The organism is Aquabacter sp. (assembly GCF_965279295.1).
Lineage (GTDB): Bacteria > Pseudomonadota > Alphaproteobacteria > Rhizobiales > Xanthobacteraceae > Aquabacter.
In genome coordinates, this window is record NZ_CBDIHQ010000010.1 from 30,058 (window position 1) to 42,402 (window position 12,345).

Below are 12,345 nucleotides of genomic sequence, written 5' to 3' on the forward strand. Positions count from 1 at the left end.
TCCTCAAACCCCGGCTTCGCGCGGGGCTCGGCGATCAACGATTCAAACACGAGCCAAAGCTCGAACAGGAGCGAACCCATGCCGGGTAATGACCCCAAAAGATCGATGGATCTCACCCGCGAACGGGACGGGCATCAATATGTTCTGGACTGGATGATCCAGGTCACAGGGAAGGAGCAGAACTGGGAGCAAGTCGAGGCGAAGCGCCGCTTCCCGCCTGAAATTAAAACTCATGGAATGATTGCGCGTATCCTCACCAAACGCGGGCTCCACAAGGAGCGGCTGGCCAAAAACGCCGAAGATCGCGGGCACCGGCATACTGCGGCATCGCTGTATTACGAAGCATCAGAAGATTATCGCTTGGCGCAGCACACGATCTTCCGCGACGATGACGCAGAAAATATCTTCATCAATGGCAAGATGGATGCTTGTTACGATAAATGCATTGAGCTTACGGCCGATCGCATCGAGCGCGTTGATGTAGATTTCAAGGGTGGCCGGCTTTCCGGTTTACTGCATCTCGCGCCGGGAAATGGCCCCAAGCCGACCATCCTCTATTGCCCGGGAATGGACATGACCAAGGAGGCCTTTCCGGCGCCTGGGAAAAATCCATACGCTAAGCGGGGGATGAACATTCTTTCCATCGACGGCCCTGGCCAGGGGGTCGCAAATCTCCGCAAGATCCGCGTCACCGACGACAATTACGAACAGGCAGCGTCTGTATTCATTGATTATCTCGTCACTCGCCCGGAAGTAGACGCCAATAAGATCGGTGTCTCGGGCCGCAGCAATGGCTCGTTCTGGGGTATGAGAATTGCCGCGACCGATAAGAGAGTAGCGGCTGTGGCCACCGCCGTCGCGAACTATGGGCGCCGCTCAGTTCACCTTGCCGTGGCATCGCCAAGGTTCAAGCAAATCTACATGTACATGGCAGGCATGGATGATGAAAAAGCCTTTGATGAGATGGCTGGAAAGATGCATCTCTTTGATCATGCCGATAAGATTACAGCACGAACACTCATGGTCACCGGTGAGTATGACCCGTTGACGCCACTGGAAGACGCGCTTGAGATTTTTGAAATGGTAAAAGGACCTAAGGAACTATGGGTTATTGAGGATGCATTTCACGGAATGAATGATTACGATCATTTTGGCCAGCTTGATCACGAGATTCTTCTGGCGGATTGGCTCGGTGATGCACTGGCGGGCAACGCTCCCGTCAAAGATGGCGCCAGAGTTCTTGTCCAGAAGGACAAGGGCAATGGTGTGTACGGGGAAGCGGCGAAAGGCTTCATGCTGCCGGAGCGTGCTGAGTATATGTAATAGTGATCGCTTGACCAGGGGATATGGCTGCAACAGCGCAGTCATGTCGTAAAGAGGCCCGCCAAAATGGCGGGCCTCTCCATGTCTAATGACCTTGAATGTTGTGCTGCTCAGAGCACGCGACTGCGCGTATCAAGGACACGGTCGCGGGGCGGGACCGGAATGGTGTCGTCAAAGCTTGTCCATCCCTCGCCTTCATATGTCGCGCGACGGGTGACCAGATCGACTGAACGATCCTGCTTGAGAATAGTGTCCGCGCGGCTAGCGATTGCATCGTCCACGCGTGCGGTGACAAGGGTACCGCCGCGGCGGACACCTTCTGCATAGACATGCGCATCCTTCTCGGGAATTCCGGCTTCCGTCATGGCGCCGACAATTCCTCCGACGGCCCCACCAGCAATGGCTCCGGCAGCAGCGCCGACAGCGGTCGCGACAAGCCAGCCGGCAGCGACAACCGGACCGACGCCGGGAATGGCCATCAGGCCGAGACCCGTAAGCAGGCCGCCTGCGCCGCCTGCGGCCGCACCGATGCCCGCACCTATGCCGGCGTCGCCCGCGACATCCTTCTTATCGAGGCTCGTGTGATTATCATCGCCGTTGTTGGCGACGATGCTGATCTCGGAGCGGGGAACGCCGGCAGCCTCAAGGCCGCGAACGGCGGTTACCGCATCGTCATAGTCATCGAAGAGACCGGAAACAGTCTTTTTCATGTTAAGCTCCTGTATTTATAGGGAATTCACTTGCTGACGACGTTGCCCTGAAAGTCGACCATGACATTCGAGGGCGCGCCGGCCTTGGAGGCCTTAGCCTGCCAGATTCCCTTATCGTCCTTGGTGAGGCCAGAGACGGACGTGTATCCAGCCTTCTCAATCCGCTCCTTGGCCTGTGCCTCTGTGAAACTGTTTGCACCGGCAACGGGCGCTGCGGGATTGGTTTCCTTCGGTGCAACAGCCGGGGTATTCCCCATCTGAGCGAAAGCACCGGAGGTCATCGCCATCAGAGCGATGGCGGGCAGAATGAGGCGTTTCATGGCGTTTTTTCCTTAGTGGCGTTGACAAAGTCAGGCTCGACCTCCGCCGGAAATCCAGCGTCGAGCAGGCCTGACGGGTTTGATGAAAGTCAGGCGGCCTTGGCAGCCTTGCTGTTAACGCTGCCTTCCGCGATCTGCGTGAGAAGGGCGTCAGCCTTTTTTTCTTCCTGAAGACTCAGGTCCAAAAGCTTGGCTGCGTCCTTGAGACCGAGCTGCGTCGCCCAGGTCTTCAGCATTCCATACCGCGCGATTTCGTAATGCTCGATCGCCTGCCCGCAGCCAATAAGAACGGCGTCGCCAGCGGCGGTGTCTCCGAAATCCTCTAAATCCTCTTCCATTTCGGACGCGATCCCCTGCATTGCGTCGCAGGTTTTCGCGCGAGCCGGCTTGCCGAGAATTTCAAACACCTGCGTAAGGCGCTCGACTTGGATTACGCTTTCTTCGCCATGAGTCTCGAAGGCGGCTTTCAGCTCAGGCGACTTCGCGGCCTTTGCCGACTTCTTACACGCCTTTACCGATTGCTTTTCGGCGAAGTACACATCCTTCAACGTCTCGTAGAAAGCGTCGGAAAGGGTCTTCACGGTCGCGGCCATGTTCTTCTCCGGGGTTATTTTCGTCACGCTCGATCATTGCGATGAAGTGTGGATGCCCGAAAAACGCGCATTCAGATTAATTGTTCCGATATTTTAAATAATCTATCGGCGCAGCTCGGAGGCATAAGAGAATTAGAAAATTATCATTTGTTATATTTAAATAATTACAGGCTATATCATATCAGTTTCTTTAAATAAGATGGATTAATATGGATTCATTATTTAAATTGATCGTTTTTTGAATAGAAATTTTTTATCTATAAAAATAACTACGTATTTAACTAAATTGACGGCGATCAAGATCTGTAGACATCTGACCGCCGCCAACCCCACAAGGCACTCACGCGAGCGAGTGATTTCAGGCGGCTGGGAGACGGCCGTCCGGGGTGTAGCGATCCACCGCCGACGGCAATTCGCGCGACAATCGCGCCAGTATCTCTTCCCTTGAAAGACCGGTCTGCCGGGCGAGAGCATCAAGAACATCGGGTCCGATTGCCTGCTCAATCTGCGGTGGCTGCAGATCCTTGTTGGGCCCCGGCTGGACCCAGGAGTTCGCCTCGTGGGAATAGCCGGATTTTTGAAACCGCTCCATAAGCTCGGAGAGGCCCCCATTCAATAGCGAGCCGACACTGGCACCGCCCAAGAGCCCGCCGAGATTTCCGAGAAGGCCACCGTCGTTGCCGGATGAATTGCCCTCCGGGTGGACATTCTGGGGATGTGGCTCAGCGGAGGTCGTGCCTCCACCCAGTTTTCCGAGCATCTCGGAGATTTTATCGCGATTTTGGTAGCCCGCTATAGCCAACAGGCCAAGCAGTGCAGTCATTGAAGGGTAGCCGCGGCTCATTTTTGACCTCCGTATCGGCGACAAGAAGCTCTGAAGGAGGCGCGCGGTTCCGTGTGAGGCTGGTGAAACCAAACGGCTGCCGGGACGGCTTATCACATTGCCTGTTTCGATCCGCGCCCCCATGAGGGAGCGACGCCATCCTTGATGCGCTGCCCTATCTCGTATGGCAGTTTCGATCCGTGCCCCCGTGAGGGAGCGACTGCGCTCCGGCGCCGATATTCTGGCGGAGGTCGCGTTTCGATCCGCGCCCCCGTGAGGGAGCGACCTCTGAGTCAGCGGGTATAGTCTTTGATTTCCTGTTTCGATCCGCGCCCCCGTGAGGGAGCGACAGGCTCAAGCAATGATCAGGCTGGACCACCGGTTGTTTCGATCCGCGCCCCCGTGAGGGAGCGACTTCTGACGGCGGTGCTGCTGGGCGACGCCATCGTGTTTCGATCCGCGCCCCCGTGAGGGAGCGACACCTACCAGCTTAACAGATTGCAGATGCGAGAGAAATTGGTGGCTTTGCGCGAACCTGTGGGATTGGTGGGCGGAAGGTGAGGCCGCGCTTTGGGGCGGACAGGAAAACTGCACAATCGCAGCGCCTTGGAGGTTGCGCGAACCTGCCGGGAAAATCATGTGTGCTGGTGGTTCGCGCGCTTAGAAAACCAGCGGACCCTCAAGGTCCAGAACGGGTTTGGCGCCGATATGTTCAACCCGGCGGCGGCCTTCGGCACCCAGTCGATAGAAGCGCAGGCTATCCTTGCCTGGATCAATCTCGGCGATGAGGCGCGCCTTGAGCGCAGTCCATTGTGCCGGGTCGACCTCGCATTCAAAAACCGAATTCTGCACACGTTGCCCGTAATCTAGACAGGCGCGCGCAACGCGGCGCAGCCGACGGCGTCCGGCGGGGCCTTCGGTGTTCACGTCATAGGTCACGAGCATAAGCATGGATGGCTATCTCCAGATGAAGCCCGGATAGCCATCAAGATCGCCGCGCAGGTGACGTGCAAGAAGCTGCGCCTGAATATGCGCGACGAGCCCGAGCGGCACCGCCTGATCCAGAAACGGATGGCGCAACTCGTCGCGCTTGCGCTCCTGCCAGGCGACAAGAACTCGCTTGCGCGCATCATCTGTGAGGCGCACACCGCCCGCTTCCTCCATGATGAAATCATCAGCGACGAGCTGGCGCCGGTTGATCAGGCTGAGCGCCAGCCGGTCGGCGAGAACGGGCCGCAACTCCTCCATCAGGTCCAGCGCCAGAGACGCTCGCCCGGGCCGATCCGTATGCAGGAACCCCACCTGCGGATCGAGGCCGTGCGCCTCCAAAGCGGACCGGCAATCATGTCCCAGCATGGCGTATAGGAACGATAGTAATGCATTGATGCGGTCAAGAGGCGGGCGACGCGAGCGATGTAGAAATGCGAACGTGTCGCCCGGCGTGCGTACAAGTCGGCCGAAATTGCCGAAATAGACATTGGCCGCCTCTCCTTCGAGGCCGCGCAAGGTGTCGACATCGCCAGCGGCTAAGGTGCGGCGGGCAATATCCGCCAGCCGAGCCTCTGCACTGCGCAACGCCGCGACGCCCTCGCCGATATCCTCGCCATGGTCCCGCATGGCCCGCAGAATGACGGTCCGCTGATTGGCCGCCTTGGCAGCCACAATTCCACGAACGATGGGCACGGTGCGCCCTGGGTCATCGGCGAGACGAAACTGCGCACGGCGCACCAGCACATTGCCGGTACGCGGCCCTTCCATGCGTGCGAGGAAGCGGCCGTTGGGGTCGAGATGGGAAATGGTCACGCCCGCTTCGGCACAGGCGGCGAGCAGCGCAGGCGAGGCGCCTGGCCTGCCAAAGCTGACCACCCCCTCCAGCATATGCAGAGGCGCGCGGCCGCGCTCCGCGCCGTCCACCTCCACCACGAGATTTGCGCCGTCCTTGCGCAGCCACGCATCCTCGCTGGTGACATAGATGGTGTTAAGCATGCGGCGCATGACACTCACTCCATCGTCAATTGCCGCGAGAGCCAGTTAGAGATGGAAGGTGGCTTCTCAAGGCGCCCGGGCTCGCACAGATCTTCGAGCGAACAGCGGCGGCAGCCCGGTGTCTTAACGGGCAAGGGGGTTTGTCCCGCGGCGATCATGGCGCGCGCTCCCGCAGCGATGCGGATCGTGAGCGTACGCAGTTCCTCGTCGAACGCGACTGGCTCGCGCCTCCGCGTGACGCCGTAGAAGAGCGCACCTTCGTGTACCGAAACTGCGAACATCTCCTCAAGGCAGATAGCCTGCGCACAAAGCTGCACCTCGTCGGCGCGGTGCGACTTCGGCTTGCCGCGCTTGTACTCGACCGGAAAGGGCGTGCGCGCACCTCGATCTGATCCTCGGAACTCCACCACGTCCGCCTTGCCGGAGACGCCGAGCTGCACCGAGCGCAGGGCAATGCCACGGGCGATATGGATGCCCGGCCGCCGCTCCGGCACCCCCGCGTCGGCCTTTTCGTGCAGCAGGCGCCCCTCGGCGGTGGCGCCATCCTCCGCCCAGAGCTGCTCCACATGGATGAGGGCGCACTGGCGCGGGCAGAACAGGAAGTGCTGCAACGCCGACAATGGGATCAGCGCATCTTCCACGGCAGGATCGAGGGGCGGGACGGGAGCCATCACATTATCCGTTGACCTCTATCAGGTTGAAGGTCTCGGAAAGCGGCTGCCCATCTAGTGTAATCGCATAATCCGCGAAGCTGCGCGCGGGCGGCGCGTTATCCAGTCCGTCGGCATCCAGTTCATGCGTTTCGCCCTTGAATACGCGCCATGTTTTCACGCGGTCGAACAGTTCATGAGCCTTGGCGTTGCCGAGCGCGGAGGCATGACGGAACACGATCAGCTTGCGCGTCGACATCTCGCCACGCGCCGCCGAGCGGTCGTGCTCGAACATGTTCTCAAGCGCCTCGAACAAAAGCTCCAGGTCGCCTTCGGAAAAGCCTGTCCCCTTCACCGGGTGCGAGGCAAGCGAAGCAGAGATATAACCATGGGCGCGGTAGAGGCCGTAAGGCACGATGTGCTTGCGGCCCATGGTGCGCTTGTCGCCGCGTTTTTCGTTATCGTCGTCGCCCTCGGTACGATCCTTCTTCTCGGCCTCGCTGGTGGCGGCCATTCGGGTGATGGAGACCTCCATGGGCATGATCGGCTCCACGGAACGGCCAAAGACGAATTGGACGGGGCCGCGCACCTGGCCAGCATTGATGCCCGTCGAGAGCACCCCGCCGAAGGTGCGGATATCGAAGAAGTTGTCGCACATGAACTGGCGGACTTCAGCAGCCTCTTCGTCGGACTTCGGCGTCAGCTTCTTAGCCTTCTTAACGTCTGCATCATCCGGCCGCACGCGCAGATAGGCCTCGCGATGCTTCTCGTTAAGGATGGCACCTTCGGTGACGTAGATGCGGAAGCGCGGCGCATCTGATTTCGCCATCTCGACGAAATTGCGTACCTTGCGCTTCAGGCTGACATCGCTGACGAGGCCATGCCCGGTTTCCGGGTCCATGCGCGGCATGTTTCCGGCATCGGGATCGCCGTTCGGGTTGCCGTTGGCGACATCGAAATACAGGACGAATTCGTGCCTGTGCTGTAGCGGCTTGCTTTCACTCACCGGTCTCTCCCCCCTGTTCGTCCTTCGCCGAAACCTCGGCTTTACTGCGGGCGAAGCCGCGCTCGTGGTAGTAGCCGACTGCGAAACGGCCCTGGTCCTCAAGGCGCAGCGTCCGCGGAAGCTCATCGGACAGGCGGCTGATGATCTCCGCCACCTTGGGCTCGATCCACCCTCCACGGCCGCGCTTACGGGCGTCTGCGATATGTACTTTCAGGCCGCGCAGCAGCGAAGGAAAGACGCGCGCGGGGGTCGCGGAAGCCGCGCCGTAATAGCGGTCGCCGATGGGCGCGTTCACCTGTCCGAGCGCGGCGAACTGCGCGGCTTCCATGACGGCGAATAGCCGCCCCAGCTGGTAGGCGGCGCTCGTGGATGCGGGGTTGAGAGCCACGGAGAGATCCTCCTTGTCCGGGTGCTTGTTGATGCAGGCCTTGATCACCGCGGCATGCCAGCCGAGGCGGGGGCTATCGCCCGCCCGCAGACGCTGGATGACCGCAGAAAGCAGCGTACGGGGATAGGGAGCCCCTGTGAGGATGGCGCGGGTCACTTCTCCGGCGAGCGGTTCGGGGATGTTCTCGAACTTGCCGAGAAGTGCTGTGGTGCGCGCCAGGAGCAGGTTAACGGAGGGCTGCGTCCAGCCGACCGGGGCGGGCTCGATGCGCAGGGCTTCATAGTGCCTGCCCAGCCGTTCCGCGAAGTTCTGGAACTCGTCCGTTAGCCAGTAGCGGACGGACAGGCGGGCGGCATTGGGCGAGAGGCCGAGAATATGGAATGTCGTCTTGCCGTGCAGCTTCGGATCAAGGCTCCCGACCGGGGTGCCTTTGGCAACCTGAAGCAGCGCGTCATGGATTTTCACCGCCTCGTTCCCGTCGCTCGGCGGCTCGGCCGCCTGAGCGAAAAAGTCCTCGGCGGCCTTGGCTTCCTCTTCCTGCGCTGCGTCCGATGCGTCCGCCCAGAAGATGACCGTAGCATCACCAATTCCGCGCTTGAGACGGTTCGCGCCTGCGCGCTCTAGCATGGAGTTCAGCGCCGCGCCGTAGCGAAACGCGGCATCCTCTGATGTCGGCGCGTTATCTCCCTGCTCTTTGCCGTAGGACGTGAAAGCATCGAGGTTAAAGGAGACGAGCGCAGCACCGGACGACTGCGCTCCGTTCACGCCCTTGATCGTCGGGTGCAGGCGCTGCGCGGAAGCCTCATCCCCCGTAACCAGGCAGAATATTTTCCCGGTTTCACCTTTCGCGCGCCCGGCAAGCAATGCGCGCGCGGCGGCACGCTGGTGCAAATATTCACGGGTGCCTTGCAATAGGAACACCAGGTTCGCGTCGAGCATTTCGCTCGTGAAGGGAAGCGTGTCGAAGCGCTCCGGCACCCAAGCTTCTAGGAACTGGCGGAGCGCGACCAAACCTTGATCGTCACTGGCGGCCAGCAGTTCCAGATGCGCCGTCTTGAATGCCGCATGCTCCAGCGCTGTGCGCTTTCCCTCACCTGCGGTGCGCCCAAGAACATAGGCGCTCTTGTCCCAGAACAGATTAGGCAAGATGCCGACGGTGCGCTTGACTGCAGCCGGAACCGAGAGGCGTTGGGGGACGAGCTTCTTCCCGTTCTTCTGGCGCAGATCGAGGATCGACACCGCCTCACCCGTCGGAGAAAGCGTGATCGCGAAGCTGATGTTCTCGCGCGAAAAACCGGACGGCTCGGCCTCCCCCCGCGCAGCCATGCGGTCGTAATAGCCGTTCAGCGCCTGAAGGATGGTCATGCCGCGCTCCCCTCAGCGAGGCAGGCGTTCACGTCGAGCACACCATCCTTCAGCCGCGCGCGGAAGAAGCGCGATTCATTGCGACCGTCGGTGAAGTCGATGTCGTGCAGCATCCAGCCGAGGTCGCGGTCCTTCTGGTCATCGGGCAACTTATGGGCCGGCACATCCTCGCCGTCCGGGATCAGTTCGAAATCAGCGGCGAACTCGCGCGTGCCGAGGCAGGGCTGATGGAAGCATTGGCCGCTGCCGGCGCGGCGGTTGAACATGGAGATGTATTTCGCCGACGTGTCGCCCGGCTCCGCCTTCGCAGTCAGCTCGAAGTGCGCCTCGATGACGTAGTCCACGTCGATGAGCAAAGTGGAGGCGCGCTGCTGGCGATTGTCCTCCACCACCAGGCCGAGGCCCGCCACATTGCCGGAGCGCATGGCGCTGCGCGCCTTGTCGGCGCTGATCTTTGCCCCCACCTCGTTGCGCCGGAAAGATTGGAAGCGCACCGGCGCCAGCACATGGATCCTGTCCACGACCCAGCGGATTTGAGGCTTCCAGAGAATAGCTTCCAGAATGCCGCGCGCGGCCGAAGGCGTCATCACGTCATAGGAGACGCGCTCCACCTTCATTTCAGGCCGCGTGAAGCATGCACGTTTGCCCTTCACCCGAAGCCGGATGCCATAGCTCATGCGTTGTCTCCCCGGCAGAGCTTAGGTTAGCGCAAATGCGATTCGCAATCGGAGATTGAAAGCATTTAGAACATATTGCTCTCTGCTTCCCGGTACGTGCTTTGCGTAAGATCGACGCCCGTTTCCGAACGGTAATGCGACAGGTCCGGAAAGCGCAGAAGCGCATCACCAAGCGATGGCCTCACGGGGACAAGCGCACCGCGCGCAAGCCACTCGTCTCGCGCCTTCTTGGGGATCTGCACCACATATTGCTGAAGACGCCGCATGTCGTCGCGCGCGGGCTTTTCCGCATGTGCGATCCGCGCCAGCAGGTTCTCGGCGTCCATATCACCGGGAGCCGCCTGCCACGGCACGATCACCGGCTCCATCGTCTCGTCGATCATCCGGAACGCGGCAGCGATCTTGGCAAAGGGAAAGTCGAATGTGCTGCCGCGACCGGCGATGGTCGGAAGGATACCGCGCTGCTCATCCGGAATCTCGACGGCGTCCAAGGCAGCGGAAGGATCATCACCCGCCTTCTGCCAATAGAGTTCTTGGAAATAGAGCGTCATGGCATCAAGACCGAGCACATCCTCGTGCCGGCGAAACGGCTCCTGCGAGGCCTGCCAGCGGATGCGCATGTCGTGGCGAGGCGCATGCTCGGAGGGCTCGAAAACCACGACACGACCCAATTTAGGCCGACCCATTTCGTCCTTCAGGCGCCCTTCCCGATTGGCCCTCCCCGCCGCCTGCGCGATGCTATCCGCGCCTGTGGCGGCGCGCCAAACCTCGGGAAAATCGATGTCTACGCCGGCTTCGATAAGTGAGGTGGCCACCAAGCGGACTGGCTGCTTGTCGCGGAGTTTGGTGCGCAGGTCCTCGAGGACGAGCCGGCGGTGGCGGGGGCACATATAGGTGGAGAGATGCGCGGCCCCCGGCAGATGGCGGATCACCGAGAACAGTTCCTGGGCATGCCGGCGCGTGTTGACGATGCACAGCATCTGAGGCTGCGCGGCGAACCGCTCTGCGATCTCCGCGTCCGGGACCTTGTCCGCACGCCGCTCGACGCGCACCCGCTTCAATTTCTCGTACAGGCCTTTCGGATCGGGGGCGAGTTCGCGCGTGTCGTCGATGTCGAACCCCATGGGCGCCTTCTGCTTGTCGCGGATGGCGCCGTCGATTTTGCGCAGCGCCGGCTGGGTCGCCGTGCACAGGACGACACTGGTGGAATAGTTGCGGCTGAGTTCCTCCACCGCCGCCATGGACGGCAGCAGCAACTTGACGGGCAACGTCTGCACCTCATCCAGAATGACCACGCTCCTGGCGATATTGTGCGGCTTGCGACACTGCGAGGTGCGGTTGGCGAACAGGCTCTCGAAGAACTGCACCGCCGTGGTGACGATGATCGGCGCGTCCCAATTCTCCGCCGCACGCTCGAGCTTGGCGATGGCCTCCGGCGCTTCGTCATCCGCCTTTCTTGAGCGGCGCGCGGCCTCCCAATCGAAGCTGGCGTGGTGCTCCAGGATGTCGTTCTTGCTGCCGAGAGCGCGGCGGAAGACGGAGGCCGTCTGTTCAATGATCGAGGTGTAAGGAATAACGTAGATGATGCGGTCGAGCTTGTGCCGGGCGGCATGCTCAAGAGCAAATGCTAGCGAAGCCAGTGTCTTGCCGCCGCCGGTGGGAACCGTGAGGGTAAACAACCCTGGTGTGAGCGCAGATTTTTCAGTCGCATGGCGCAGAATATCCCCGCGCCATGTGTTCAGATCGCTCGCGGGCGCGGCAGCTGCAAGATCGGCCATGTGATTGCGCAGCCGCTCCAGAAGAACCGGCAAAGGCGTATGCCCGCCCCGTTCCAATTTCTGCCCTTTGGCCTGGGCATAAAACTCTTCGGTTGCGATGAAATCTGCATCTACCAGGCACGAAAAAAGCATGCGGATCAGGAAGGAGACGGCAAAGCCCGCAGGTCCCTTGCGCACATCGAAGGGAACCGTCGGCGAAAGCACAGCCTGTTCCGGCAACGGGCCTGTCGCCGTGCGCCAATCGGGCGGTACGAGGCCCTTCGCGCGCTCCATTCTCCCCCGCAGACAGACACCGTCCGCTAAACCGGCGTGGTGACCTGCGATGATGGCGGCAAGCGCACTCCCGACCAATCCGCCGGCACCATAGATGTCCTGTGCGAGACGGGCACCGGCGGAAGAATGATCTCCACCGCTTGCGCATTTCTGGCGGATATAGGCCTGAAACTCGGGTGACAGTTTTCCGAGGTCATGCAGAAGCCCGGAGAGCCGGGCCAGTTCCGCAAATCCAAACGCGCCGGCATTATCGGCAGCGCGTTTCGCCACATTCTCTGCGTGCCGGGCGTAGGCCTCCCAACGCTCGTAAGGCTCTCCGAAAAGCGAATGAGCATAAATATCGTTCACCATTTCCACCCTCTGTCTCCGGAGCATTGGAAGCTTGGTTCATGCGGCCCGCTCCGATTTTTCCCCCTTTCATTGCAACCAAATCTAAAATTAATCAACCCTAGA

12 protein-coding genes and 1 CRISPR repeat array are annotated in these 12,345 nt (G+C 60.6%); of the genes, 1 reads left to right on the forward strand and 11 read right to left on the reverse strand.

Going from position 1 to position 12,345, the window contains the following annotated elements:
• Window positions 1-78 precede the first annotated feature (78 nt).
• Complete coding sequence (locus tag ADADO0_RS03740) at window positions 79-1,323, forward strand: alpha/beta hydrolase family protein (RefSeq protein WP_511303745.1); 1,245 nt, start codon at window positions 79-81, stop codon at window positions 1,321-1,323.
• 110 nt (window positions 1,324-1,433) lie between these two features.
• On the opposite strand, the gene ADADO0_RS03745 is transcribed toward ADADO0_RS03740, so the two are convergent.
• The 11 genes from ADADO0_RS03745 to cas3 form a co-directional block, all read right to left on the reverse strand.
• Window positions 1,434-2,033, reverse strand: a complete 600-nt coding sequence (locus ADADO0_RS03745) for a general stress protein (protein WP_511303746.1) — start codon at window positions 2,031-2,033, stop codon at window positions 1,434-1,436.
• Window positions 2,034-2,059: 26 nt separating this feature from the next.
• Window positions 2,060-2,353 carry a PepSY domain-containing protein gene (locus tag ADADO0_RS03750; RefSeq protein WP_511303747.1) on the reverse strand — a complete coding sequence of 98 codons (294 nt, stop codon included), beginning with the start codon at window positions 2,351-2,353 and terminating at the stop codon, window positions 2,060-2,062.
• Between the two features lie 89 nt (window positions 2,354-2,442).
• Complete coding sequence (locus ADADO0_RS03755) at window positions 2,443-2,946, reverse strand: YciE/YciF ferroxidase family protein (protein WP_511303748.1); 504 nt, start codon at window positions 2,944-2,946, stop codon at window positions 2,443-2,445.
• 358 nt (window positions 2,947-3,304) lie between these two features.
• A complete protein-coding gene (locus ADADO0_RS03760) occupies window positions 3,305-3,790 on the reverse strand; it encodes a YidB family protein (protein WP_511303749.1) in 486 nt (161 codons plus the stop codon).
• Window positions 3,791-3,892: 102 nt separating this feature from the next.
• Window positions 3,893-4,249: a CRISPR direct-repeat array (repeat unit 32 nt; unit sequence TGTTTCGATCCGCGCCCCCGTGAGGGAGCGAC).
• 180 nt (window positions 4,250-4,429) lie between these two features.
• Window positions 4,430-4,720 carry a CRISPR-associated endonuclease Cas2 gene (gene cas2 / locus ADADO0_RS03765; RefSeq protein ID WP_511303750.1) on the reverse strand — a complete coding sequence of 97 codons (291 nt, stop codon included), beginning with the start codon at window positions 4,718-4,720 and terminating at the stop codon, window positions 4,430-4,432.
• A 6-nt stretch (window positions 4,721-4,726) separates the two neighbouring features.
• On the reverse strand, window positions 4,727-5,764 hold the full coding sequence (gene cas1c / locus ADADO0_RS03770) for a type I-C CRISPR-associated endonuclease Cas1c (protein WP_511303751.1): 1,038 nt from the start codon (window positions 5,762-5,764) through the stop codon (window positions 4,727-4,729).
• Window positions 5,765-5,769: 5 nt separating this feature from the next.
• Window positions 5,770-6,426: a CRISPR-associated protein Cas4 gene (gene cas4 / locus ADADO0_RS03775; protein ID WP_511303752.1), complete on the reverse strand. Its 657-nt coding sequence runs from the start codon at window positions 6,424-6,426 to the stop codon at window positions 5,770-5,772.
• A gap of 4 nt (window positions 6,427-6,430) precedes the next feature.
• Window positions 6,431-7,411, reverse strand: coding sequence for a type I-C CRISPR-associated protein Cas7/Csd2 (gene cas7c / locus ADADO0_RS03780; RefSeq protein ID WP_511303753.1), 981 nt, complete (start codon window positions 7,409-7,411; stop codon window positions 6,431-6,433).
• Window positions 7,404-9,164, reverse strand: coding sequence for a type I-C CRISPR-associated protein Cas8c/Csd1 (gene cas8c, locus ADADO0_RS03785; RefSeq protein ID WP_511303754.1), 1,761 nt, complete (start codon window positions 9,162-9,164; stop codon window positions 7,404-7,406). Before cas8c ends, cas7c begins: the two co-directional genes overlap by 8 nt.
• Entirely contained in the window at window positions 9,161-9,841 is a 681-nt protein-coding gene (gene cas5c, locus ADADO0_RS03790; protein ID WP_511303755.1) for a type I-C CRISPR-associated protein Cas5c, read from the reverse strand. Before cas5c ends, cas8c begins: the two co-directional genes overlap by 4 nt.
• Before the next feature lie 65 nt (window positions 9,842-9,906).
• Complete coding sequence (gene cas3, locus ADADO0_RS03795) at window positions 9,907-12,243, reverse strand: CRISPR-associated helicase Cas3' (RefSeq protein ID WP_511303756.1); 2,337 nt, start codon at window positions 12,241-12,243, stop codon at window positions 9,907-9,909.
• Window positions 12,244-12,345: the final 102 nt, after the last annotated feature.

Excerpts from the sequence above, each read along its gene's own strand:
- ADADO0_RS03740 (WP_511303745.1), top strand. The coding sequence starts at position 79 with ATGCCGGGTAATGACCCCAAAAGATCGATGGATCTCACCCGCGAACGG.
- ADADO0_RS03745 (WP_511303746.1), bottom strand. The coding sequence starts at position 2,033 with ATGAAAAAGACTGTTTCCGGTCTCTTCGATGACTATGACGATGCGGTA.
- ADADO0_RS03750 (WP_511303747.1), bottom strand. The coding sequence starts at position 2,353 with ATGAAACGCCTCATTCTGCCCGCCATCGCTCTGATGGCGATGACCTCC.
- ADADO0_RS03755 (WP_511303748.1), bottom strand. The coding sequence starts at position 2,946 with ATGGCCGCGACCGTGAAGACCCTTTCCGACGCTTTCTACGAGACGTTG.
- ADADO0_RS03760 (WP_511303749.1), bottom strand. The coding sequence starts at position 3,790 with ATGAGCCGCGGCTACCCTTCAATGACTGCACTGCTTGGCCTGTTGGCT.
- cas2 (WP_511303750.1), bottom strand. The coding sequence starts at position 4,720 with ATGCTTATGCTCGTGACCTATGACGTGAACACCGAAGGCCCCGCCGGA.
- cas1c (WP_511303751.1), bottom strand. The coding sequence starts at position 5,764 with ATGCGCCGCATGCTTAACACCATCTATGTCACCAGCGAGGATGCGTGG.
- cas4 (WP_511303752.1), bottom strand. The coding sequence starts at position 6,426 with ATGGCTCCCGTCCCGCCCCTCGATCCTGCCGTGGAAGATGCGCTGATC.
- cas8c (WP_511303754.1), bottom strand. The coding sequence starts at position 9,164 with ATGACCATCCTTCAGGCGCTGAACGGCTATTACGACCGCATGGCTGCG.
- cas5c (WP_511303755.1), bottom strand. The coding sequence starts at position 9,841 with ATGAGCTATGGCATCCGGCTTCGGGTGAAGGGCAAACGTGCATGCTTC.
- cas3 (WP_511303756.1), bottom strand. The coding sequence starts at position 12,243 with ATGGTGAACGATATTTATGCTCATTCGCTTTTCGGAGAGCCTTACGAG.